Here is a 24,015-nt window from a genome sequence, read left to right on the forward strand (position 1 = left end):
CCCCCTGTGTCAGAATAATTATCATAGACACCTAAATAGTTTCCCCTGAAAAACGGGGATTTTCAAAGAACCGTATTAATTTTAGACCTCGACCAATACAGATAGTTTTACCCTACTGATATTTTAGGTCTACACCATGCTCAACCTGGCTAATTTGGTCAGGTTATATGCAAATATTGAGTTCCCAACCCAGCATTTTGTGCCAGACGTACCCCTAAACAGACTTCGGCCTAGTCCGTACTTGCGTTTAAGGACACTTATAGTAGTCTCACCGCCCGCACGCCAGCGCTGAAGTCGTTTAAACCAAGGTTGCTTTTCGTGAGCTTTTCTGACAGCACTTTTCTTGCTCTTGTAAGGTAAGCTAATTCTTTTAACGCCTTTATCCTTTAGCATCTGTTCATTGGCTTTGCTACCGAAGCCACGGTCTGTAGCCACTTCTTTGGGTGTTTGCCCCAAAGTCTGCTCGTGTTTGTCAACATCATCTTCAAGGAGTGTATCGTCGCTGGGATTGCCTTGGTATACAGCATAATTACTGATAATTTTGTTTTCTACTTCTTGAATTAGAACTTTGTGGCCAAACTCTGTGGTTACCTTAGCCTTGCCCCGACGAATCGGGCGAGCATCTGTATCGAAAACACCCACACAATGCGGTCCTTGATTTTTTCTTTAGCAGTTGCCTTTCTGCTTTGGTCTATAATTGTTTGGGTCACGTGTAGCTGATCCGTAAGTTTTTCTATTATATTACCGCAAATCATAGCCGGCGCTTGTCTTTTACCCGCCATGCCCGGATTGTTTCCGGCCCCCGGAACATAGACGATAAAAATTGTTGGATAATACTAGTTTAACCTATATAATTTATTCAAGCGACATTTTTGCGCATTAAAGCAAGTTCTGAAACTCAGTGGGAGGTTCAACTCCCCCTGAATTTTAGAACTGCAAATGTATGACTTAATTGGCGTAAGTCTCCCACTTATATAGAAGTGGGAGACTTACGCCAGGCTAGTCAGGTTAGAATAACGACAAGAGGTGGATAATAATGTCAAGATTACCTGTGCTTTCTTTGGAAAAAATGCCGGAAAAAACGCGCGACATGGTAACGGGGGGAAAATCAGAGCTCAGCGGCTTAAATATTAATCGGATGGTGGCGCATGCCGAAAAAAGCGCCCGGCACTTTATGAGACTGGGCAATTCCTTACTTACCCAGGCCAAGCTGGACGCCAGGCTCAGGGAATTAACCATCCTACGGGTGGCCGCTCTTTGCCGCTCACATTACGAGTGGTACCAGCATGAAATTATAGCCAGACAGGCAGGGGTGCCTGATGAACAAATCACTGCGGTAAGAAATAAATTGGACAACCCGGTTTTTAACGATCTGGAAAAAGCAGTTCTTCAATACACGGATGAAGTGACTCTGAACGTCAAGTCCACCGACCAAACCTTTAATGAGCTTGCTAAAACCCTCAGCCGCCGGGAACTGGTCGAGCTGACCATGACCATCGGTTTTTATAATCTGGTGGCCAGAATTTTAGAAAATACCGAGGTGGAAATAGAAAAATAACGGTGCCCGGACAAACTCCGGCCCGGGCAGTTCAAACACGTCCTCCCCAAGGTATAACATATCTTTTCGTCAGCGAGAGAGGCAGTCAAGTCTTTTTTAGTTCAATCTTTTTAGGTCTGATTGGTTTTTTAGGTATTAATTTATAAGAAGGTCCGAGGGATAAAAACAACTTAATTCTCCGAGAGATCTTTAGCTTTTTAACTTCCGGCTGAGTTTTTATCTTATCGCCGTATCTTTGATCCAGTGTTTGCAAAACCGAAGCCCCGGCAATTCCCCAAATCGAAGAAGTGATCATATAGGATAAAGCGGAACCAAAAGCCATGGGCAATACTTTGTGAAGCCCGATAATATAAGCCAATGACATAATTGCAAACCAACTTCCAAAGCCTATGAATAATCCTCTTATTATGTAATTTTTATTATTTTTTTTAAGTAAAAAGTAGCTGAAGATTAAAAATATACCTGTTGCAAAGCCAATTTGAGCAACGGAACTAAGTATAGTTTCAGCCAAGTTGCTTTCCTTTCTTCCCAAAATCATTAAAGATGCATAATTTATAAAACGACGCTCAGAAAAATTAAGCGCATAATAAGAGAACAAATTAAGACCTAATAAGATTAAGGAGGCCAATGCTCCGGCAAGCAATATTCTTGTAAATCTATCTTTAAGGTCAATGATTCTCATTTTGGCATTCCTCCACGATAACTGAAATTATGCAAATATTATAGCCATTAAAGTCTATCGTAATTCGCCCCAAAGAAAGGCTGTTGCGCAATGAACTGCCGGTTCGTTGCGCAACAGCCTTTTTTCGCCTTTGCTGCCGGAAATGCCGGTAACTTTCAACAATATTCATTATCTCACCGTCGGAAGACAGCAGCCCGCTTCGCTGGGATGAACAGCGAAGCCAATAAACACATCGGGCAAATTGACGGGAAAGAATCGACCCTACCCGACCCGACCGGTTAATTGTGAGCCAGAAATGTTTTTATGGCCGACTGTACTTGTTCATTGGAGAAACCTTTTAAATCAATTGCTCCCGAGCGGCATGAAGCGGTGCAGCTGCCGCAGCCCTGGCATAAACCGCTGTTTACCCGGGCGACTTGTTTTGTCCGACCGCCGGCTCTATCAGTAACTTCCTTTATCTCAATGGCGTTAAACGGACAAACATCCCGGCACAAAAGGCAGCCCTGGCATAAGGATTCATTTACCTGCGCAATCATGGGATTGGTGGCAATTTGCTGTTTATTAAGCAAAGTGCAGACCTTCATCGCGGCCGCGCCGGCCTGGGATACGGTGTCGGGAATATCTTTGGGTCCCTGGCAGACTCCGGCTAAAAAGATCCCCCCCGTGTTGGTCTCCACCGGGCGAAGTTTGGGGTGTGCTTCCTGGTAAAACCCGTCCTGGTCCGTGGTAAAACCGACAGTTCTGGCAAGCTCCCGGGAATACCGGGACGGCACCATCGCCGTGGCTAAAACAACCAGGTCCGCCTCAATCTCCACCTGGGCGCCCAACAAAGTATCCGCACCCTTGACCAGCAGCTTGTCGCCCTTCCGGGATATCTTGGATACCCGCCCCCGGATATAGCGGGCCCCTTCATTAACAGTACGCTGGTAAAATTCCTCGTAAGCCTTGCCCGGCGCCCGCACATCCATATAAAAAACAAACACCCGGGACCCCGGTATTTTCTCCATCACTTGATGAGCATGCTTGGCGGTATACATGCAGCAGGCCCTGGAACAATAAGCCTTGCCCTTGGCCTCATCCCGGGAACCCACACATTTGATAAACACTACGTTTTGGGGCTCTTTACCGTCGGAAGGCCGCACTATTTTACCGTCGGTCGGCCCGGAAGCGTTGACCAGGCGTTCGAACTGCAGGCTGGTAATTACATTGTCTAATTTTCCGTAACCGTATTCACCGTACGCTTTGGCCCAGTCAAAGAGGTCATAGCCGGTAGCCATGACAATGGCGCCTACTTCCACCTGCCGGTACTCATCCCGGTCCTCGTAATTAATTGCCTGGGCCGCGCATACCTTGGCGCAAACACCACATTTTTGTCCGTTTAAGAGACGACAGTTATCGGCGTCTATGCAGGGCTTATTGGGAACAGCCTGGGGAAACGGAATATATATGGCTTTGCGCTCGCTCATATATTGGTTGAATTCGCTGGGCACTTTTTTAGGGCATTTTTCCCAGCAAGTGCCGCAGCCGGTACACTTGGTATGATCAACATAGCGGGCCTTTTGTTTCACAGTCACGGTGAAGTTGCCGATATAACCACTCACTTCAGTAACTTCGGAATAAGTTAAAAGTTCGATATTGGGATGCTGCGCCACCGCCACCATCTTGGGCGTGCTAATACATGCCGAGCAGTCTAAAGTGGGAAAAGTTTTGTCCAACATGACCATTTTACCGCCTATAGTCGGCTCCCTTTCTACAAGCACAACTTTATGCCCGGCATCCGCTATGTCCAGGGCCGCCTGAATGCCGGCAATACCACCGCCTATCACCAACGCTTTTTTGGTTACAGGAATAGCGTCCTCAAAAAGCGGCTCCAGGCGGGCCGCTTTGGCAACGGCCATTCTGACCAGGTCAATGGCCTTGGCGGTAGCCTTCTCAGGCTCCTTGGCATGTACCCAGGAGCACTGCTCGCGAATATTGACCATCTCAAGCAAATAGGGGTTTAACCCCGCCCGAGCGATGGTATTGCGGAAAGTAAGCTCATGCAAGCGAGGTGAGCAAGATGCCACTACCACCCGGTCCAAATTATGTTCTTTAATAGCATTTACAATCATATTCTGTCCCGGTTCGGAACAGGTATATTTATAATCCACACTGTGCGCAACATAGGGAAAATGGGCGGCCTGGGCAGCCACCCGAGGCACATCCACAACTCCGCCTATGTTTGAACCGCACCAGCAAATAAATACTCCAATCCGCATATGCATCGCTCCAATATGAAAATATTTACGCAAGTTATTTAAAAATCAACTATCCAACCAGTTTTAACACCTGTTTAGTATCCACAAAATGAGTATTAAAGCCTAAAGCAGAAGGTTTAAGCCCCACGGCCAATCCGACTAGCTGGGTAAAATAAAGTACCGGCAGCCGGTAATCGGTACCGAAAACCTGGTTGACTTTTTTCTGGCGCATATCCAAATTAAAATGGCAAAGGGGGCAGGCTGCGGCAATACAATCAGCCCCGGCCTGGGCGGCATCGGCAAATATTTTTTGAGTTAGTTTTAGAACTACGTCCTCATTGGATATAGCCAGGGAGGCCCCGCAACATTCGGTTTTACTGTTCCAATTCACAGTCCGGGCGCCAACGACCTGCAGCAGGTCGTCCATAAGCATGGGGTTTTCGGGGTCATCGACTTGTATTTCTTTGGGTCTAACCATCAAGCAGCCATAGTAGACGGCTACTTTTAAATTCCGCAGCGACCTGACCGTCTTGGCAGCGATCAGCGCCGGGTCCAATTCGCAAATAACTTCCAGCATCGACTTGACCCGAATACCGCCGTGGTAGGGTTTGCCCGTGGCCCAGTTAACCTTTTCACAAAGTTCCGGATTAGTTTGCATTTCCACGTTGGCCATAGCCAGCCGCTGATAGCAGGCTGCGCAGGGAGTGGTGCAATCCAGCCCCATTCCCTCGATGATGGCTAAATTGCGGGCCGCCAGGGCCACCCCCAACAAATGGCTGGTACTGTGTCCGGGTGTTGAGCCGCAACAGCTCCAGTCGGGTATTTCCACCAATTCCACGTCCAGCGCACGGCAAAGCGCCCTGCTTGATAGGTCGTATTCTTTACCGCTGGAATGTTCGCTGCACCCCGGGAAATAAGCGTATTTCATTTGTCATTCTCCTCCAATTCCCGTACCCGCCGGAAAATCAATTCTATATCGCGGTGACTCTTATTTCTAGCCGGTAATAACTTGATTTTATTGCGGCTGAACATAGCCAAACCGGTAGAAGAATTCTGAAAAATATGTCGGGTTTTTAAATTATATTTAAGCATCATGCCCAGCTCATAAAGTTTACCGTTACCCTTAACAGTATTTAAAAAACAATCGTAAAATGTGGACACATCCTTTGCCCGTCCCTGTGTTTTGACACCATTGCGCTTGGCCAAGCCGCGCAGGCAATCCATAACCCGGGCCAGGTCAACATTGCGGGGACACCTTGAGGTGCAGGTGGAGCAACCGGCACAAATCCAGATAGCCTGGCTGCTTAGCACCTGCTCCTGCAGCCCTAATTGAACCAAACGAATCACGCGGTGGGGCGGAAAATCCATAGCAAAAGCAACCGGGCACCCGGCTGTGCATTTGCCGCATTGGTAGCATTGTTCGACCGGCTGTCCGCTTTCTTTACTTACATAATCAATAAAACCGGAGTTGTCGTGTAGGCTGGCCGATAAATCAATTGCTAAACTCATTTTACAAGACTCCTTATACGAAATTACGCTGAGATTTGTATGTAATTTCGCTATAGTTAATTAATTAATCCGCTTAAAATAAGTAATTTTTGTTTCTTTATAGCCGGCATCATAGTATAATTTAATACAACAATAAATATAATTACATTTCATCTGATTGTCAAGACTCCTAAATAAAGACATGTGCTTTACATTTTAATAATTTAACGTTATTATCGCGCCGGCGGGGATAAGCAATGGGGAATATTAGATGCAAATTATTATAGATGCCCTACTCCCGGTTAAGGAAAAACCCGTCGTTGAAATGGGGATGCAGGAGGAAACAATGGCTGAGAATGATAAAATATTAATTGTTGACGACGAACGGGAAATCGCCGATCTTGTTGAGGTTTATCTTAAAAACGAAAACTATACGGTATTTAAGTTTTATAACGCCGGGGACGCGCTGGCCTGCGTTAAACACGAGCCTCCGAGCCTTGCCGTTCTGGACGTCATGCTGCCGGATATGAACGGCTTTACGCTCTGTCAGAAAATCCGCGAAGAGCATTTGTTCCCCATCATCATGTTGACCGCGAAGGTGGAAGACATAGACAAAATCACAGGCTTGACACTAGGCGCCGACGATTATATCACCAAGCCGTTTAATCCGCTGGAGCTGGTCGCACGTGTCAAAACGCAGTTGCGGCGCTATACCCGTTATAATATCTCCGACACAATGCCCGCGATAAAAAATGAATATGATATCAAGGGACTTCACATCTGCCGTGACAGTCATGAGTGTACGCTGAATGGCACAGCGCTTACCCTGACGCCTATAGAATTCAGCATTCTCTGGCACCTGTGCGAGCATTGCGGAAACGTGGTTTCATCCGAGGAATTGTTTGAGGCCGTGTGGGGAGAAAAATATCTGGATAATAACAACACGGTCATGACCCATATCGCGCGGCTCCGTGAAAAAATGCATGAACCGGGCCGGAAACCGAAGTTTATAAAAACAGTGTGGGGAGTTGGGTATAAAATTGAGCAATGATTCATTGAAGCGAGCGAGGCGCAGCAAGCTTTCGAGACGAATCTTGATTCAATATACCGCCGCACTGGCAGGATTTGCAGCGGCCCTGGCCCTTCTCTTTATAATAGCGTATAACATATATTCCAGCTTCGTGTTTCAGACAACCGATTGGGTTTATATCCTCGCACAATTCTATGCGGAATATATAATCGTGTTCGACGGTATTATCGTATTTGCGGGCTGGACCATCATTACCTACCGCTTTTTTCAGAAACCTCTTCGCTATCTGGATGAAGTCGTCGAAGCTTCCGCACAACTGGCACAGCCTGACAATACGCCGATTGTTCTGTCGGAGGCCATGAAGAACGTGCAGGACGAACTGAATCTGGTACGGGAACAAGCGCTGCACAATGCCATGGCCGCGAAAGAGGCTGAACAAAGAAAAAACGATCTGGTCGTCTACCTTGCGCACGACTTGAAAACACCGCTGACCAGCGTAATCGGATATCTGACTTTGCTTCGGGATGAGCCGCAGATTTCACAGGAGCTGCGGGCCAAGTACACCGGTATTGCACTTGATAAGGCGGAACGCCTTGAAACGCTCATCAACGAATTTTTTGACATCACCCGTTTCAATCTTACCCATCTGACATTGGAGCCGGAGTCGGTTAATTTTACCCGGATGTTGGAACAAATCACGTTTGAATTTAACCCCGTACTGGCGGAGAAAAACCTGCGCTGGAATGTGCATTTAGCTCCGAATATCCGGATAGTATGCGATCCGGATAAACTGGAGCGTGTATTTGACAACCTTCTGCGCAACGCCATAAACTACAGCTATCCGGAAACAGAGATTTTTGTCGCCATGGAACCGTCCGGCGGAGATCATGTAAAGCTGCGCGTTGAGAACCACGGCAAAACTATTTCTCCTGAAAAACTGGATCGAATCTTTGAGCAGTTTTTCAGGCTTGACACCTCCCGCTCCAGCTCCACCGGCGGAGCCGGGCTTGGCCTTGCCATAGCCAAGGAACTTGTCGAGCTGCACGGAGGTACCATTACCGCCGCAAGCGCCAATGAACAGATTACCTTTATCGCAGTGCTTCCTATGGATTGCAGGAAAACGGATCGTCAGAAAATCGTATGATTTTCGCAATTTAAACTTAAGCTTATCTTCATCATAATTAAAAACACGGTTGTCCCCGCTTTGGTACGCTAAAGGTACCGAGCGGGGATTTTCTTTTGTAAAACCGGCTATCCGCTCCCCGCCGGGACGGAAGTTATCGAGAAAGGGTGAACATAAGATGAAAAGATTAAATATCGCCATCCTGTTTGGCGGCTGCTCTCCGGAGTACGGCGTATCGCTTCAGTCCGCCTATTCTGTCATCAAGCATGTTGACACAAGTAAATATACGCCCGTGCTGATCGGGATTTCATCTAAAGGAGACTGGTACCGGTTTGACGGGGACATTGAGAAAATTGCGGCGGATACCTGGTGCAATCCCTCCGACTGCCTGCCCGCGGCACTGTCTCCAAACCGGAGTGCCCATACCCTACAGGTGTTTCACTCCGACAGGATTGAATCCATCCCCGTTGACGCCGCTTTTCCTATCCTGCATGGGAAAAACGGGGAGGACGGCACGGTGCAGGGCTTGTTTGAGCTGGCCGGAATCCCGCTGGTCGGCTGCGGCACACTGGCCTCGGCGCTCTGCATGGACAAAGACCGGGCGCATAAGCTGGCCCGCGCCGCCGGTGTGCGGGTTCCCAATGCTTTCGTACTGCAAAAGAGCATGGATGCCCCCATCGCTCCGGGACAGGCTGCAAGCCTCGGTTATCCGCTGTTCGTAAAGCCGGTCAGGGCCGGTTCTTCGTATGGCATTACCAAAGTGTTTGACCGGCATGAACTTCCCGCCGCTATCAAATCGGCATTTGAATACGATGATGAGGTGATCATTGAGGAAAGCATTACGGGATTTGAAGTTGGCTGCGCCGTGCTGGGCAACAAGGTGCTGACGGTTGGAGAAATTGATGAAATTGAACTTGCGGACGGGTTCTTCAATTTCACGGAAAAGTATACGCTGAAAACTGCGGCCATTCATGTTCCGGCGCGCATCCCCAAGGAAAAAGCGGAGGAAATCAAACTGACTGCCAAAACTATCTATCAGGCGCTGGGATGCCGCGGTTTTGCGCGTGTGGATATGTTTCTGAACGCCGCCGGGAAGATCATTTTCAATGAAGTCAACACCATTCCCGGTTTCACATCCCACAGCCGGTATCCCAACATGTTAAAATCAGCCGGAATTTCCTTTGAACAGCTCATTTCCAGCGTGATCGAATTGGCGGCAGGCGCATGAAAACACTTGTCATCCCACAAAAGGCCGTTTACGCGGGCAGCTTGATTTTAGTCAATGGAAAGTACCCCTATCAGGAGGGAATTGCCGGATGCTCCCTTATCCCGGTCAATGCAGACAGCAACAAGGTGCTGCTGGAACGCAGGACCGCCGTTTTACTTTCCAGACTCATGAATGACTTGGACGGCTGGACACAGATCAGCGCGGTGAGCGGCTGGCGTTCCAAGCGGGAACAGCAGGAGATTTATAGCCGGTCTCTGCGGGAGAACGGGGCGGCCTTCACAGAGCAGTTTGTGGCGAGACCGGGCCACAGCGAGCATCAGACCGGCCTGGCCATCGACCTGGGGCTGAAGAAACCGGATATTGACTTCATCCGTCCGGACTTTCCCTATTGCGGCATCTGCCAGACCTTCCGGGAAAAAGCTCTGCCTTATGGCTTCATCGAACGCTATCCGCAAGGGAAGGAAACTGTCACGGGAATTGCGCAGGAACCCTGGCATTTCCGATACGTCGGGGCGCCTCACGCCGCAATCATGGCGGAGCTGGGCCTTACGCTGGAGGAATACCATATTTTCCTGAAGCAATATCCCTGCGGGAAGGAATGCTTTAACTATCGCAACGGACATCGGAATATTGCGGTTTCCTACGTAAAGGCCACGGTGGGAGCGGATACTGAACTCGAGATAGACGCCGACGTTCCATACTCGCTATCCGGCAACAACATAGACGGTTTTGTCCTGACCGAGTGGAGAAATGACGATGACAAAAGATAAGCAGTACGGTGGGCTGGATGCGTTTAAGATCATCGCCGCCCTGCTGGTGATCTGCATCCATACCTCGCCCCTGACTATGTTCAGCGCAAATGCGGACTTTTTCCTGACCCGGGTCGCCGCCCGGATCGCCGTGCCGTTTTTCCTGATGGTGTCGGGATTTTTTATCCTGCCGCCATATCTGTTTGCCAAGAGCGGCGATACCCGCCCGTTGCTGCGCTTCCTCAAAAAAGCCGCGCTTTTATATGCTGTGGCAATGGCGATCTATCTGCCGGTCAATCTTTACGCGGGCCAGTTCAAGGGCCTTGACGCGGCGGGCGTTCTCCGCATGGTCGTATTTGACGGTACGTTCTATCATCTGTGGTACCTGCCGGCCGCTATCCTGGGCGTTTTGATTGTGTACCTGCTTGGCCGGAAGCTGCCGTTCAAAGCCGTTTTGGGTGTTACCCTGCTGCTGTACGGCATCGGCCTGCTGGGAGATAGCTATTTCGGCGCGGTTTCCGGCGTGCCGGTACTGTCCACGATCTATGACGCCGTATTCCATGTGTTTTCCTATACCCGCAACGGACTGTTTTACGCTCCTGTTTTTCTGGCCATGGGAGCATGGTTTGGAAGTCCGGCGCGGCTTTACGGGTTGAAGATAAGCGCGGTTGGCTTTGTCCTCTCTATGGCGTTGGTGTCCGCCGAGGGCTTCGTCCTGCGCGATCTTGGCTGGCAGCGCCATGACAGCATGTACCTTGCCCTGCTGCCGTGCATGTATTTCCTGTATCAGCTCGTCCTGTCGTGGAACCGGAAGCCGAGGCCATCTTTGCGGGTTATTGCAACCTGGATTTATCTCATCCATCCCTTTTTTATCGTGGCCGTGCGGGGAGCGGCAAAAGCAGCCGGCCTTGCGGATGTGCTGGTGCGGAACAGCCTGATTCATTATCTTGCGGTATCCGTGCTGTCCGTCCTGTTTGCCATACTGGCAGCCAAACTGCCCATATCCAGAAAGCAAAAAGCGTTTCGCAAAGGGCGGGCCTGGATTGAGCTTGACCGCGCCGCGCTGCTTCATAACCTGGAGGCCCTCCGCGCCCTGCTTCCGGACGGATGTGAGTTGATGCCCGCCGTTAAAACGAATGCCTATGGACATGGGGCGGTTTTGATCTCGCGAGAGCTGAACAGGCTGGGCGTGAAAGCCTTTTGCGTCGCCACGGTCCGAGAAGGGGCTGAGCTTCGCCAGAACGGCGTCACAGGGGTTATTTTGATCCTGGGCTATACCCATCCGGGGGGTTTTCCTCTTTTGCGCCGCTATCACCTGACGCAGAGCGTGCTTGATTTTTCCTACGCAAAAGTCCTCGACAGATATGGAAAAAGCATTCCGGTTCATGTCAAAATTGACACGGGAATGCGCCGACTGGGAGAGCGCAGCGAAAAGATAGATGAAATCAGCGGGATCTTTCAGTGTCGGAACCTGAAAATTGAGGGCATTTTTACTCACCTGTGCGCAGCCGATGAATCCTCTCCCGCAAGCACAGCGTTTACAAATGCCCAGGCCAAAGCTTTCTACGACGTGATTGCCGGGCTTCGTCAGCGCGGATTGCCATGCCCGAAAAAGCATATCGTCAGCAGCTATGGCCTTTTGAACTATCCGGAACTGGCGGAAAATTATGCGCGGATCGGGATCGCGCTTTACGGAACGCTCAGTACCCGTGCCGACACGGAGCGCAGCGGCGTTTCGCTGGAACCGGTCTTATCCGTAAAAGCGCGCATCGCCTTAGTAAAAGATTTGTTTCAGGGAGAAGCCGCCGGTTACGGGCTGCAGTTCGTCGCCCCGCGGGACACAAGAGTAGCGGTTGTGACTATCGGATATGGCGACGGCATCCCGCGTTCATTGTCCCACGGCATGGGGAATGTTTTGATTCACGGCTGCAAAGCGCCGATTGTCGGCCGCATCTGTATGGACCAAATGCTGGCGGATATATCCGACATTCCGGATGTGCAAGCCGGAGATGCCGCTGTCATCATCGGACAGTCCGGAGAGGCGAAAATAACCGCCTGTGATCTTGCGGAACAGACAGGGACAATCTCGAATGAAATACTCAGCCGTTTGGGACAGCGGCTGGAAAGACAGATGGTTTAGATGGCATATGTATTCATTTTGACAACGTATCAATATCTTGATAAAATATGAGTATAATCCGGATGGAGGTGGGGTTATAGCGACTATCAGGCCAAGTTCAGACTTACGCAATAAATACAATGAAATCTCAGAGTTCTGCAACAAATACAATGAGCCGGTGTTTATCACCAAGAATGGTACAGGTGATCTGGTGATCTTGTCAAATGCGGAGTATGAGCGTTTAAGTGGAAAGTATGAACTGTACCGCCTGCTTGAAGAAGGTCTGGCATCCATGAAGAAGGGAACAGGCCGTCCGGCAGAGGAAGTATTTGCTGAAATTGAGAGGGAATTCGGCTTTGACAGAGTATAAGGTTATTATCGAATCCTCCGCTCAGAGGGATGCGCAAGGTATTCTCCGTTATATAACGGACACGCTGAAAGAACCTGTGGCTGCCAGGCAAATTTATACATCAATCAAGGAGCAGATTCTGGCGCTGAGTCAAATGCCGTTGCGGCACAGCGTTGTTCAGGATCAACCGTATGCCGCAATGGGAGTCCGCAAGCTATTGGTTGAAAACTATATCGCATTCTATATTGGTAATGAAGCAAAGTGCGAAGTACACGTTCTGCGTATCCTCCATAACCGCAGAGAGTGGCAAAATATCTTATAGCTTCTTTAGGCTTGTTGCTCAATAACACTTTCACATATAAATTCAACACAATTTTGCGGCATATGCCCCGCCGCTTCGCTCTGTCCGCTATTCCACAGTCCCATTGACAACGCCTTTCGCCTGTCCTTTGGAAGAGGTCGGGGGGTGCGGGGGCAGAGCCACCGCAAAAGCCAATGATTACCGCCCATACAGCGGAGCCGGTTTTGCCGTAGAATGGAGCCGCCGACAACGGGGCAGGGTCTTATCCTGTTCCCCGTTGTCGGCGGCGCAATGGCACGGCAACATCCACCGCAGCAACCGAATTGCTTGCCTTTTATCTCCCGTCTGCTTCAGCAAAAAATGGACGTTTGCAAGCACAGCCCGGGATTAGCCCTCGCCCTTAATCCAGTCGGTATTCCGTTCCGTCCACCCTGATTGCCCGGACCTCGTTGAGATTTAATATCCTGGAAAAATAGCCGGTTGTCACTACTTTGCCGTCCGGATTGCGCTCGCCCATGGTTTGAATGACCAGCGGCGGTTCCTGTCCCTCGTCGACGATAACCGCGCCACCGCCGCCGGTCACGGTTTCCTCTCCATCGTCAAACGACATCTCAGACAGTAGTTCCTCGCTAGAACCGTCCTTCATCAGCAAATCTACCGGGACCGTGGGCAACCCGCCTGTCGCCTGTTTTTCCCTGCCGGTTACCAGAACGCCGAGCGGAGAAAGCTGTACCGTTTCCGGACAATAGTTTTGCTCCTGCTCAGGCTTGGCGTCAATCTTGATTTCCTTGGCCGCCAGGGAGCCGTTGATTTTTACTTTCACTTTCAGCGGGGCGACTGTTTCCGCCAGGGAAATCGTCAAGGGTGCGTCCGTACAGTCTCTCAGGCTGCTTACCGTGAGGTAATAGTATTTTTTCGCTTTCCCGGCGAATTCAGGCAATTCCTCGCAGGAATAGGCGTCAAAACTTCCGGCATCATCCTCGGCTTCCGGTATAAAAAGCCTCGAAACTTCAATGGCTTGCAAATTTAGCGCTTGGCCCGTTAAATTTTCCAGCGATACCACGATATTGGTTTTGTAGCCGTCCGAAAGCATGCTTTCCACTGTCATTTTATAGGTTTGATCGGCGTCCGCAAGCAGAGGCGACCAGACATCGTCTTGAACGTTTTGCACACTGGAACCAAATATAGGTTTAAAGAATTCCCAACCGCCTGAAGCGGCCAGCGCCGTTGCGCTGAACAAGCATAAGACAACGGCAATCAGAATAACCCTGCTGTTTTTTTTCATACCCATCCTCTTTTCTTGATCTTTTTCGCCGGGACCGCCTGCCGGGCCCGACTCCTGTTCAACCTGCTCCCGCAATTTGGCGCGGGCGATCTGCGCAATTCTTTGCTGGGAAGGACATAAGCCGGTAGTATTTTCAATCTCCATGTTTTCATAGAAACTGCCGTCCAGGCGGGAACACAACTCGCTTATTCTAACTCTCACAGCCGTAGCCCCTTCCTTCCAACATTAATTTTATTTTCTTTCGACACCTGTGGAGCTTGGTTTTAACAGTGGACGGATTTACAGCAAGTTTCCGCGCAATCGCCTGTACCGGTTGGCCGAAAAAGTAAAACCGGATAAAAATTTCGCGATCAGGTTCGCTGAACTGCCCAACAGCCTCGTTGATTATTTCCGCCTTTTCACGCTTCACCGTCAACTCATCCGGGCCACCCGTTCCGCTAAGCATCAGCGCATCTTCTTCCAGCGGAATAAGTGCCGGCTTGTTTTGGCGCAGGCGGCTCAAGGTAGTGTTGCGCGCAATCTGGGCCAGGTAGGGTCTCAGCGTACAATTTTCCCGGAGCTTCGCACCGCTGTTCCATACCGCCAGGAAGACATCCGCCGCGATTTCCTCAACATCCTCCACCCTGAGCGCCTCATGGGAAAGGTTGCAAACGATAGCCGCAACATAACTGCCATAGCGTTCCATCAGCATGGTCAACCCTTGTTCTTCCCCGGCTTTTATTTTCTGAATGATAACGTTATCAGCCATTTTTTCTTCCTTTCACATCGGACGCGTCATCTATCAATACGCAATAAGGGGAGAAAGGTTTCACTTGTTTTGGGAAATTTTTATTTTTGATCGTATAAGCCAGGTATCCAAAGAAGTACGAGTATTGGCGGCCTCATGTACCGGACGTCGTATACAAATATCCGGACTGCGTTATCCCAATGTATCTTTATAATGATTTTAATTAAAATCCATATTTTTTTGATATAATAAACTGATTAATTTTAATCCGCCAAATAAGAAATTATCTAATTGGACATTCTAAAGTAGGAGGACAAATATGCCGAGAAGAACCGACATCAATAAAATTTTAATCATCGGCTCGGGACCGATAGTAATCGGACAAGCTTGTGAATTTGACTATTCCGGAACTCAGGCTTGCAAAGCCCTGAGAAAATTGGGTTACCAAATTGTTTTAGTCAACTCAAATCCCGCTACCATTATGACCGACCCGGAAATCGCGGATGTAATTTATATTGAACCGCTGAATTTAAAGAGCCTGACCAACATAATAGCCAAGGAGCGCCCTGACGGGCTGCTGCCCAATTTAGGCGGCCAATCGGCTTTAAACTTATGCTCCGAGCTGGACAAGGCCGGTGTTTTAAAACAATACGCGGTCAAAGTGATCGGCGTGCAAATTGACGCTATTGAGCGTGGCGAAGACCGCATCGCCTTCAAAGAAACGATGAACCGGCTGGGTATCGAAATGCCCCGCAGCAAACCGGCCTACAGTGTTGAGGAAGCGGAAAAAATCGCTCAGGAACTTGGCTATCCGGTAGTTATCCGGCCGGCTTACACCATGGGAGGCACCGGCGGCGGTTTGGTTTACAATGTTGAGGAGCTAAGAACCGTGGCCAACCGGGGCATCACAGTCAGCCTGGTGGGACAAATACTGGTAGAAGAATCAGTGCTTGGCTGGGAGGAACTGGAGCTGGAAGTTGTTCGGGACGCTAAAAATCAGATGCTGACCGTTTGTTTTATCGAAAACATTGACGCCATGGGCGTACACACCGGTGATTCCTTCTGTGCGGCCCCCATGCTGACCATTAGCCCGGAACTGCAGCAGCGATTGCAAAAATACGCCTATGACATAGTGGAAGCCATAGAAGTAATCGGCGGGACCAATGTCCAATTTGCTCATGACCCTGAAACCGGACGGATTGTGATTATTGAGATAAACCCGCGCACTTCCCGTTCGTCCGCCTTAGCTTCCAAAGCGACCGGCTTTCCCATCGCCTTAATCTCGGCCATGCTGGCAGCCGGCTTAACTCTTGACGAAATCCCATACTGGAAGGAAGGCACCCTGGATAAATACACCCCTTCCGGTGATTATGTGGTCATCAAGTTTGCCCGCTGGGCCTTTGAAAAGTTTCCCGGCTCCCAGGATAAGCTGGGGACTCAAATGCGGGCGGTCGGTGAAGTAATGAGCATCGGCAAAAACTATAAGGAAGCCTTCCAAAAAGCTATCCGCTCCCTGGAAACAGGCCGTTACGGGTTGGGCTTTGCCAAAGATTTCAACCACCGTTCCCTGGAAGAACTGCTGCATCTGCTGGCTGAGCCGTCCAGCGAACGCCAGTTTATGATGTATGAGGCATTGCGCAAAGGCGCGGATATCGATCAGCTTTACCGGTTGACCTATATCAAGCCGTGGTTTATCCGGCAAATGCAAGAGCTCGTTGCGCTGGAAGAACAAATTCTAAAGCATAAACACGGGCGCCTGCCGGACGAATTGCTGGTCCGGGCTAAAAAAGACGGTTTTGCCGACCGCTATTTGGCAATGCTGCTGGATGTGCCGGAAAAAGAAATTCGTGAGCGCAGAACCGCTTTGGGGGTTATCGAAGGGTGGGAAGCCGTACCGGTAAGCGGTGTTGAGAATGCGGCCTACTATTTCTCCACCTACAACGCCCCTGATCAAACCACGGCCACCGACCGGCCAAAGGTAATGATTCTGGGCGGCGGTCCGAACCGGATCGGCCAGGGCATTGAGTTTGACTACTGCTGCGTTCATGCAGCCTTTGCCCTGCGCGATATGGGCTTTGAGACGGTTATCGTCAACTGCAACCCGGAAACAGTCTCCACCGATTACGACACCTCCGACAAGCTGTACTTTGAACCATTAACAGTGGAAGATGTGTTAAGCATATACGAAAAGGAAAAACCCCTGGGGGTAATCATCCAGTTCGGCGGGCAAACCCCCTTAAATATTGCCGGCGAGCTGGCTAAAGCAGGGGTAAACATATTCGGTACTTCTCCTGATACCATAGATTTAGCCGAAGACCGCGACCGGTTCCGCCGGATTATGGAAAAACTCGATATTCCCATGCCGGAATCCGGTATGGCGGTAAACCTTACGGAAGCCCTGGCCATCGCCAACCGGATTGGCTATCCTTTAATGGTTCGCCCGTCATATGTTTTAGGCGGCCGCGGCATGGAAGTTGTTTACGACGAGGCTATGCTCCGCCGGTACCTGGCTGCCGCGGTTGAAGTTACTCCGGAAAGACCGATTTTAATCGATAAATTCCTCAGTAACGCTATTGAAGCGGAAGCCGACGCCATAGCCGACGGAACCGAGGCCTTTGTACCGACAGTGATGCAGCATATTGAACTGGCGGGCATCCACTCCGGGGACTCGGCCTGTGTGATACCGCCGGTAAATATCCCGGCCAAGCATATTGATAACATTGTCAGCTATACGCAAAAGATAGCCGGGGAGCTCGGGGTAGTCGGCCTGATGAACATGCAGTACGCCATCGCCGACGATAAGGTTTATGTTCTGGAAGCCAATCCAAGAGCCTCACGGACAGTTCCCCTGGTATCGAAAGTCTGCAATATCCAAATGGCCCGGATGGCCACGGAAATAATGTTGGCGGACAAAACCGGCGCCAAGTCTCCCGTTAAAAAGCTTGCCTCCAAAACAATTCCTCATTTCGGGGTAAAAGAGGCGGTCTTCCCTTTTAATATGTTCCAGGAGGTCGACCCGCTGCTGGGACCGGAAATGCGCTCCACCGGAGAAGTACTGGGCATTGCCGATTCATTTGAGCTGGCCTATTACAAAGCCCAGGAAGCGACTCAGTCCCCCCTGCCCATATCCGGAACGGTTCTGATCAGTGTGACCGACCAAGATAAACCGGCCGCACTGGAAACAGCCGGTTTATTCAGCAAATTAGGCTTTCGTATTAAAGCAACGGAAGGAACCCATAAATTTCTTAAAGAGAACGGGATCATATCCGAAGAGATTAAAAAATTGTTCCAAGGTCGTCCCAATATAATCGACGGCATTAAAAATAAAGAGATCAACCTGGTTATCAACACCCCGTCAGGAAAACGCAGCCAGCATGACGACTCTTATATACGCAAGGCGGCCATTAAATATAAAGTACCTTATATCACCACCACGGCGGCAGCCCTGGCCAGTGCAAGGGGCATCGCGGCGTATAAAGAAAATAATACACAAGTCAATTTGAAATCTTTACAAGAGTATCATGCGGACATTATCGATACCCTGTAAAATGACGAACTTCAGACGTCGCAGGTTGTATGCATGGCAATGACAAACCAACTATATCTTCATCTTTTTACGGGCCGCATTTAGCGGCGTATCTACACAGCGCAACACCGAAGGGAGTGTCGCAAAACTACTTTTTTGGAGTAGTAAGCGACGCTCCCTTCCTTTTACAAAATTAAAGCCGGTCTAAAAACTCATTTCAACCTGTCTTTTATCATCCGGATAATATTACAGCGCAAATTACTTCTTAAGCAAAGTTTTCGTCGTCTTGATAAATGCCGGCAATACCAGGCAATCAATATATATTTATATTTTATTGGAAATATGTAACTCATCTGCCTTGTTGTGCATATTGTAGAATAAATGTCAGGGGGGATTTATATGGATAATCAATGGTTGAAATGTGTAGAAATGGCTATGTGCATGGAACTCAAAAAGATATGTCTTATTTCTGAACTGGTCCAACAAATTCCATCACCAGCAAGACGGGATGCTGTTTTAAGAGAACTTAGGGAAGAGGCCGGCGAAGCAAGTTTCTGGAATACCATATATTGTTGCTCTTATGATAATTGCGCTCACCCCCCCGGTTACGCTCCCGGCTGCAATCCCGGTTGTGATCCGAATTATGGACCGGGTTATGGACCGGGCCCTGGATGCGGACCGGGTTATTGCCCGGGATACGCGCCGGGATGCGGACCGGGCTATGTACCGGCAGAGTCGTACAAAACCAAGCAAGAAGAGGAAAAAAAAGATAAGAAAGATGAATAAAAGGAGGTCTCAGGGTAATGTCTTGGCATAACCTGGTCAACCAGATAATAAGAATCGAAGAACAGGAAATAGAGCTTTATCAGAGAATCGCCGCGGGTGCCCCATCTCAATGTTTAAGAGAAATGGTATGTAACAGGATCGAGTGGGAAAAAGAATCATTGAACTTCTGGCGAAATTTCTTAGGTTATAAAGATTGCAGTGTTAGTAAGGTCCAAGAAGCCGAAGCTAAAGGCGATAAGAAATAAGACAACGCACCGGGGTGAGATAGCCCCGGTGCATTGTCTTATTATAGACATCCACGCCGCTTGCACGGCGCCATCAAAGGATGAAAATCAGCTTAGCCTGTCATTGCTATGAAACCCTCCGAGAAGAAGCCTCCAGACTCGTCCCGGACGAGGTTCACAATTGTTTGTTATTACGGTAAACCCTTATTATATTTTCGGCCATTTTACACATATCTTCCCTAAGCCAGCCCGGCTCAAGCACTTCCACGGCATCCCCCCACTGCGCCATCCAAGTTTTCATTTCAGCAATACCACAGACATTAAAGGAAACAATAATCGATCCATCATCCATTTCCTCCTCTATTACCTGGGAAGGATGATAGATAATGTTTTGGACCCGAAATGCTACGTTTGGGCCAAATTTAATCTTCACCCGGCAGACCTCTCCATCGCTAATTACCCCCCAGCTTTGCGCCATATATTCTTTAAGATTAAAGTCCTCAGGATAATGAAACTTTTCCGCCGTATAAGGAATAGCGTCAATAACTTGATCAACTTTAAAAACCCGGATATCCTGGCGCTTCAGGCAGAAAGCTACCAAATACCAGTTTTGCCGCTTGCAAATAAGACCGTAAGGTTCCACAACCTGCTCGGTGATCTGCCTGCTGCATGCCGCAAAATACCTTATCTTGATACGATAACCGTCTTTAAGCGCACCAACCAGTCCGGTAAATATATTGCCCACCCATTCCGGCTCGGCCAGGTTCTCTTCCACCAGGTAAATACGACTCTGCAGCTTCTCCACAGCCAGTTCCACGGGGTTGCAGTGATATTTAAACAAAGTGGAAACCAGAACATCCTTTAGATCGTTTAGGTGACCGGCCAAAGCCGACCCCTTTTTCTGCAGCAGGCTTAAAATAAGAACCGTAGCCTTTTCGGGACTTATACCGGGCAAATACCCCACTTCCAGACAATAATAAGTACTTTTGCGCCCGTTTAGAGACCGTTCATTCTTGATTAATGAAACCATCAAATCATTTTGAATAGTTTTGAGATCGCGGTGGATCTGCCGCTCAGATACCTCATATTTTTGTGCAAGCTCTTTAACAGTTACTCCGCCATACAGTGTTCTTTTACTAATGTAGTCAACAATCATATTTAGCCTTAGGACTCTTGTAGCATCCTTTCTAGGCTTTGTACCCATAATTAAAACCTCCCAGAAAACTCCTCATTATATGAACATATGCACATTATGAAAAATTCGCCAGTATTTTCCCAAATACCTGCTAAATGCATCATTAATTACCTCATTTTTTGCATAAAATCCAAAAAACATGGGTTTCTATCACAATGAGTATATGGAAAACATTTTCTCTAAGTGCTATAGTATATAGACATTATGACCGCATAGCTTATTCTTAGAGGTGTTATGATTGACACCAAATTTGGCCAAGTGCTAGAATGAAAAAGGGCGTAAGCCAAGAGAAATTTGCCCTGCATATCAAGCTACACCCCACTTATATCAGTCAGCTTGAGCGAAGACTCAAAGGCCCGTCACTGCGCACCTTGGGAAAAATCTGCGCGGAACTTGACGTGACCCCGGTTGAACTCATGCGGTACCCGGAACAGGAATAATACCCTAATTTCCGAAATAAACCTTTGGTCTCCAATTTTGAGCTAATATTGCTGAGGTAACAAAATGATAAACTTACTAATAGGACTGGCGGCAGGATTCTTCGGAGGACTTGTGGGCCTCGGCGGCGGAGTGATCATGATCCCCCTGATGGTGGGCGTTCTTAAAATGGGTCAGCACAAAGCCCACGGCACAAGTCTTGTGGCACTGGTGTTCACCGGGATATCGGGAGCATTCACCTACGCATCAAATGGTTCGGTGGATTTACTTGCCTCCTTGCTTTTGGCTTCCACCGCCATATTCACCGCCAGGGCGGGCGCGCGCTTTGCCAACGCCCTTCCGGAATGGAAGCTCAAGAGATCCTTTGGCGGGTTTTTAATCCTCATTTCCCTGCTCTTGCTTCTAAAACCTTATCTGTACCATGTGGCCGATCCCGCCACGGGATGGCTAAAAATTTCGGTTCTCTTATCGACAGGGGTCTTTACCGGCTTCCTTTCCGGAATGATGGGAGTCGGAGGAGGTACGATCATGGTGCCTTCAATGGTACTGCTTATCGGCTTCACCCAGTACGCCGCCCAGGGCTGTTCCCTTCTGGCCATGGTCCCGGTGGGCATAGTCGGGGCTTATACCCACTGGCGTTTAGGAAACGTCAGCACGAGCATATTGCCGGGATTAATTCCGGGCATCCTTCTAGGCACATATTTGGGCGGCTCCCTGGCCCACATCCTGACTGAAGAAGCTCTGCGCATTATCTTCGCCGCAGTGCTGATCTGGACGGGAGCAAAATATTTAATAACACCCAGACCTTCGCCCGACAAGGAACCGACAGCAGTTGAAAAAACGGAAAAGAGCAGCTAAGGCTGCTCTTTTCCGTTCATATGGCATTTAAAGATATCCTCAATATATTTCCCCGGTCGTCCTCGTAACGATGTGCCAACGGAAGACCTCAATCCACCAATGACCTGGCCAACCCGACAATCTCCTGCTCCCGTTCCGCCAGCTTTTCCGTATTCTGTACCATATTAATCATTTCTCCGTTAACCAAACGGATTTTTGAATCTAAATCATCGGCCAAGCCGAGGATTTTTTCGACATTTAAAATAGCCTCTTTTTCGTTAAAACGCACTGAATCCACAGTTTGTTTAGTGCCATTGGACAACTTGCGCACTTCCTCGGCTACCACGGCAAACCCGCGTCCATGTTCACCGGCCCGGGCCGCTTCAATAGAGGCATTTAAGGCAAGCAGATTAGTTTGATCAGCTATACCGACTATTTCCCGAGAAACGTTAGCAATCCCCATTAGCTTGTCCTTCACTTCATGAATTGTTTCTTTCAACATGTCAGCCATTTGCAAAACCGAATCATTTTGCCGCTCCACATTATTAGCACTGCGAACGTTGTCCTGATTGGCAGCCGCCAGCTGGCTCATAGAGCTTATGATCTCCGCGACCTTCTCTTTCAGACTTTCCCTCAGCGACTTTTCATTAGTCATTATTTCCAGGCCCGTCCTGTTGTAATGAATGCAATTATTGAGATGATTTACACCGTTATATATGGCCTTGGCAAATTCTTTACAGCTCCCATAACCACAGGCAAAACAGTTTATATTCTGAGATTTCTCAGTAGCCTTATATAATTTAATAAATATTTGCTCAAGCTCGGAACGGATGGGTTCTTTCTTTATAATCCCGCCGGATTTGTTCTCGTATTGACGGATAAAATCATCCAGGCTCAATTCTTTAGCAAACTTTTCAAATAAAACGTAAGCGTTACCGCCCAATAGTTTCTTTTTGGACTTTTCCTTTATTTTTTGCTGTTTAAGAACATTAGTTAACTTATCAATATCATCAACCTCAATATTTTTCATTGTCCCGGTGCCCAGGTTACAGCCATTAATACAATTCAGCACGTCAACGATTAAAGGGAGGCTTTTATTCTCCTTTAACCTTTCAGCATACCGGTTCAAATAATGATAGGCATGATTAACACCCTCCACTTGTTTTATCCATGCCGCACCGCCCGTATGAAATTCAACGTTCTCCCGCAAACCTCCCGGTCTGCTGTAAGTTAGACCGAGACCGCACCCTATGTCATCAAAATCCGCTTCATCATGCACATCCAGGTTAACATTATTTTTTCCCAGGTACTCCGATAACTTTTTATAAGTAACATTAAATTCAATCAGCTTGCCCGTATGCTTATCGTTGATTTCATTAATTTTAGCTATGCAGGGCGATAAAAAAGCCAGCTTATCTCTTACTTGCATGTATTTATTCAGGTAAACGGCCGTACACATCATGGGACTATGTACAGGAGCCAGTTTAGCCAACAAATCAGCATTGTATTTCTGTGCATAATTTACAATTGGCGGGCAGGGCTGCGCCACAACGGAATCCAGGCCCAGCTTTTGGATAGCCTTTAAATAAGCCCAGGTGGTAATATCAGCGCCCAGAGATACATCGTAAATTATATTGACGCCTTTCTTTTTTAAGTAACTAAATAGTTTTTTATAATTAGTAAAATTATACCTTATAGCCGGGGCAGCCAACACGGAAATCCTTTCACCCCGCTGCAGGGCATTAAAAAATTCTTCCGTATCATCATAATATGCACGGGCATCGTGATCACACACCTCAATGCAATGACCACAATTGATGCACCTTTCCGGGTCCACTTTGATCTTATTTACCCCATCCGCCAGATAAGCGACATTGGCATATTCCACAGGACATTCCAAAATACACTTATTACAGCCGACACAGTTATCTTCCAGGGTAAAGATTACGCCCTTTGTTTTATCTATACTTTCCACAATATTCCCCCATCTTAAAACTATATACATTATCGAATTTATTATCGACATTTATTAAATTTTTTTTATTGAAAAATACAAAAAATAATAAAATTTTTTTATGAAATTGAAACCACCATCCGTAAAGTTAACTATTTTACCGATGTATTGCAATTGCC

20 protein-coding genes and 1 pseudogene are annotated in these 24,015 nt (G+C 48.3%); 12 read left to right on the forward strand and 9 right to left on the reverse strand.

What is annotated here, in order from left to right; all coding sequences use genetic code 11:
- Positions 1-129: 129 nt before the first annotated feature.
- Complete coding sequence (locus ABDB91_RS18335) at positions 130-642, reverse strand: transposase (RefSeq protein ID WP_347489159.1); 513 nt, start codon at positions 640-642, stop codon at positions 130-132.
- Positions 643-1,036: 394 nt separating this feature from the next.
- Between ABDB91_RS18335 and ABDB91_RS18340 the strand changes: the two genes are divergently transcribed.
- A complete protein-coding gene (locus ABDB91_RS18340; RefSeq protein WP_347489160.1) occupies positions 1,037-1,558 on the forward strand; it encodes a carboxymuconolactone decarboxylase family protein in 522 nt (173 codons plus the stop codon).
- 85 nt (positions 1,559-1,643) lie between these two features.
- On the opposite strand, the gene ABDB91_RS18345 is transcribed toward ABDB91_RS18340, so the two are convergent.
- From ABDB91_RS18345 to ABDB91_RS18360, 4 genes are all read right to left on the reverse strand, one after another.
- Complete coding sequence (locus tag ABDB91_RS18345) at positions 1,644-2,240, reverse strand: hypothetical protein (RefSeq protein WP_347489162.1); 597 nt, start codon at positions 2,238-2,240, stop codon at positions 1,644-1,646.
- A gap of 278 nt (positions 2,241-2,518) precedes the next feature.
- On the reverse strand, positions 2,519-4,498 hold the full coding sequence (locus ABDB91_RS18350) for a CoB--CoM heterodisulfide reductase iron-sulfur subunit A family protein (protein WP_347489163.1): 1,980 nt from the start codon (positions 4,496-4,498) through the stop codon (positions 2,519-2,521).
- 49 nt (positions 4,499-4,547) lie between these two features.
- On the reverse strand, positions 4,548-5,405 hold the full coding sequence (locus ABDB91_RS18355; RefSeq protein ID WP_347489165.1) for a CoB--CoM heterodisulfide reductase iron-sulfur subunit B family protein: 858 nt from the start codon (positions 5,403-5,405) through the stop codon (positions 4,548-4,550).
- Complete coding sequence (locus ABDB91_RS18360; protein ID WP_347489167.1) at positions 5,402-5,986, reverse strand: 4Fe-4S dicluster domain-containing protein; 585 nt, start codon at positions 5,984-5,986, stop codon at positions 5,402-5,404. The genes ABDB91_RS18355 and ABDB91_RS18360 overlap by 4 nt, the downstream gene beginning before the upstream one ends.
- Positions 5,987-6,311: 325 nt before the next feature.
- Here ABDB91_RS18360 and vanR point away from each other — a divergent pair, with 325 nt between their 5' ends.
- From vanR to ABDB91_RS18395, 7 genes are all read left to right on the forward strand, one after another.
- Entirely contained in the window at positions 6,312-7,016 is a 705-nt protein-coding gene (vanR, locus tag ABDB91_RS18365; RefSeq protein WP_347491660.1) for a VanR-ABDEGLN family response regulator transcription factor, read from the forward strand.
- Between the two features lie 190 nt (positions 7,017-7,206).
- A complete protein-coding gene (vanS, locus tag ABDB91_RS18370) occupies positions 7,207-8,139 on the forward strand; it encodes a vancomycin resistance histidine kinase VanS (RefSeq protein WP_347491661.1) in 933 nt (310 codons plus the stop codon).
- Positions 8,140-8,296: 157 nt separating this feature from the next.
- Positions 8,297-9,346 (forward strand): D-alanine--D-serine ligase VanG, encoded by a 1,050-nt coding sequence (gene vanG / locus ABDB91_RS18375; RefSeq protein WP_347489168.1) that lies wholly within the window; start codon positions 8,297-8,299, stop codon positions 9,344-9,346.
- Positions 9,343-10,116 (forward strand): M15 family metallopeptidase, encoded by a 774-nt coding sequence (locus ABDB91_RS18380; protein ID WP_347489169.1) that lies wholly within the window; start codon positions 9,343-9,345, stop codon positions 10,114-10,116. Before vanG ends, ABDB91_RS18380 begins: the two co-directional genes overlap by 4 nt.
- Entirely contained in the window at positions 10,103-12,235 is a 2,133-nt protein-coding gene (vanT, locus tag ABDB91_RS18385; RefSeq protein WP_347489171.1) for a serine racemase VanT catalytic subunit, read from the forward strand. Before ABDB91_RS18380 ends, vanT begins: the two co-directional genes overlap by 14 nt.
- Positions 12,236-12,272: 37 nt before the next feature.
- Positions 12,273-12,584, forward strand: coding sequence for a type II toxin-antitoxin system prevent-host-death family antitoxin (locus tag ABDB91_RS18390; RefSeq protein WP_347489172.1), 312 nt, complete (start codon positions 12,273-12,275; stop codon positions 12,582-12,584).
- Positions 12,571-12,885 (forward strand): type II toxin-antitoxin system RelE/ParE family toxin, encoded by a 315-nt coding sequence (locus ABDB91_RS18395; protein ID WP_347489173.1) that lies wholly within the window; start codon positions 12,571-12,573, stop codon positions 12,883-12,885. The genes ABDB91_RS18390 and ABDB91_RS18395 overlap by 14 nt, the downstream gene beginning before the upstream one ends.
- 379 nt (positions 12,886-13,264) lie before the next feature.
- On the opposite strand, the gene ABDB91_RS18400 is transcribed toward ABDB91_RS18395, so the two are convergent.
- Positions 13,265-14,350, reverse strand: coding sequence for a DUF4179 domain-containing protein (locus ABDB91_RS18400; protein ID WP_347489174.1), 1,086 nt, complete (start codon positions 14,348-14,350; stop codon positions 13,265-13,267).
- On the reverse strand, positions 14,340-14,897 hold the full coding sequence (locus tag ABDB91_RS18405) for a sigma-70 family RNA polymerase sigma factor (RefSeq protein ID WP_347489176.1): 558 nt from the start codon (positions 14,895-14,897) through the stop codon (positions 14,340-14,342). The genes ABDB91_RS18400 and ABDB91_RS18405 overlap by 11 nt, the downstream gene beginning before the upstream one ends.
- 298 nt (positions 14,898-15,195) lie before the next feature.
- Between ABDB91_RS18405 and carB the strand changes: the two genes are divergently transcribed.
- The 3 genes from carB to ABDB91_RS18420 all read left to right on the forward strand — a co-directional run bounded on the left by carB (position 15,196) and on the right by ABDB91_RS18420 (position 19,433).
- Positions 15,196-18,423, forward strand: coding sequence for a carbamoyl-phosphate synthase large subunit (gene carB, locus ABDB91_RS18410; RefSeq protein WP_347489178.1), 3,228 nt, complete (start codon positions 15,196-15,198; stop codon positions 18,421-18,423).
- Positions 18,424-18,801: 378 nt separating this feature from the next.
- Complete coding sequence (locus tag ABDB91_RS18415) at positions 18,802-19,188, forward strand: hypothetical protein (protein WP_347489179.1); 387 nt, start codon at positions 18,802-18,804, stop codon at positions 19,186-19,188.
- Positions 19,189-19,205: 17 nt separating this feature from the next.
- Positions 19,206-19,433, forward strand: a complete 228-nt coding sequence (locus tag ABDB91_RS18420; RefSeq protein ID WP_347489181.1) for a hypothetical protein — start codon at positions 19,206-19,208, stop codon at positions 19,431-19,433.
- Positions 19,434-19,587: 154 nt separating this feature from the next.
- Here ABDB91_RS18420 and ABDB91_RS18425 read toward each other — a convergent pair whose 3' ends face one another.
- Complete coding sequence (locus ABDB91_RS18425; protein ID WP_347489182.1) at positions 19,588-20,616, reverse strand: WYL domain-containing protein; 1,029 nt, start codon at positions 20,614-20,616, stop codon at positions 19,588-19,590.
- A 495-nt stretch (positions 20,617-21,111) separates the two neighbouring features.
- On the opposite strand from ABDB91_RS18425, the gene ABDB91_RS18430 reads away from it, so the two are divergent.
- A complete protein-coding gene (locus tag ABDB91_RS18430; protein WP_347489184.1) occupies positions 21,112-21,903 on the forward strand; it encodes a sulfite exporter TauE/SafE family protein in 792 nt (263 codons plus the stop codon).
- 274 nt (positions 21,904-22,177) lie between these two features.
- Here ABDB91_RS18430 and ABDB91_RS18435 read toward each other — a convergent pair.
- A pseudogene (locus ABDB91_RS18435) lies at positions 22,178-23,857 on the reverse strand (methyl-accepting chemotaxis protein); the annotation flags it as partial.
- Between the last annotated feature and the right edge of the window lie 158 nt (positions 23,858-24,015).

It is taken from the genome of Desulfoscipio sp. XC116, assembly GCF_039851975.1.
GTDB lineage: Bacteria > Bacillota > Desulfotomaculia > Desulfotomaculales > Desulfallaceae > Sporotomaculum.

Bases quoted from the DNA above. Each gene is read 5' to 3' on its own strand.
- ABDB91_RS18340 (WP_347489160.1), top strand. From the start codon at position 1,037: ATGTCAAGATTACCTGTGCTTTCTTTGGAAAAAATGCCGGAAAAAACG.
- ABDB91_RS18420 (WP_347489181.1), top strand. From the start codon at position 19,206: ATGTCTTGGCATAACCTGGTCAACCAGATAATAAGAATCGAAGAACAG.
- ABDB91_RS18430 (WP_347489184.1), top strand. From the start codon at position 21,112: ATGATAAACTTACTAATAGGACTGGCGGCAGGATTCTTCGGAGGACTT.
- ABDB91_RS18425 (WP_347489182.1), bottom strand. From the start codon at position 20,616: ATGGGTACAAAGCCTAGAAAGGATGCTACAAGAGTCCTAAGGCTAAAT.
- ABDB91_RS18415 (WP_347489179.1), top strand. From the start codon at position 18,802: ATGGATAATCAATGGTTGAAATGTGTAGAAATGGCTATGTGCATGGAA.
- ABDB91_RS18350 (WP_347489163.1), bottom strand. From the start codon at position 4,498: ATGCGGATTGGAGTATTTATTTGCTGGTGCGGTTCAAACATAGGCGGA.
- vanT (WP_347489171.1), top strand. From the start codon at position 10,103: ATGACAAAAGATAAGCAGTACGGTGGGCTGGATGCGTTTAAGATCATC.
- ABDB91_RS18380 (WP_347489169.1), top strand. From the start codon at position 9,343: ATGAAAACACTTGTCATCCCACAAAAGGCCGTTTACGCGGGCAGCTTG.
- ABDB91_RS18355 (WP_347489165.1), bottom strand. From the start codon at position 5,405: ATGAAATACGCTTATTTCCCGGGGTGCAGCGAACATTCCAGCGGTAAA.
- ABDB91_RS18345 (WP_347489162.1), bottom strand. From the start codon at position 2,240: ATGAGAATCATTGACCTTAAAGATAGATTTACAAGAATATTGCTTGCC.
- vanG (WP_347489168.1), top strand. From the start codon at position 8,297: ATGAAAAGATTAAATATCGCCATCCTGTTTGGCGGCTGCTCTCCGGAG.
- ABDB91_RS18360 (WP_347489167.1), bottom strand. From the start codon at position 5,986: ATGAGTTTAGCAATTGATTTATCGGCCAGCCTACACGACAACTCCGGT.
- vanR (WP_347491660.1), top strand. From the start codon at position 6,312: ATGGCTGAGAATGATAAAATATTAATTGTTGACGACGAACGGGAAATC.
- carB (WP_347489178.1), top strand. From the start codon at position 15,196: ATGCCGAGAAGAACCGACATCAATAAAATTTTAATCATCGGCTCGGGA.
- ABDB91_RS18405 (WP_347489176.1), bottom strand. From the start codon at position 14,897: ATGGCTGATAACGTTATCATTCAGAAAATAAAAGCCGGGGAAGAACAA.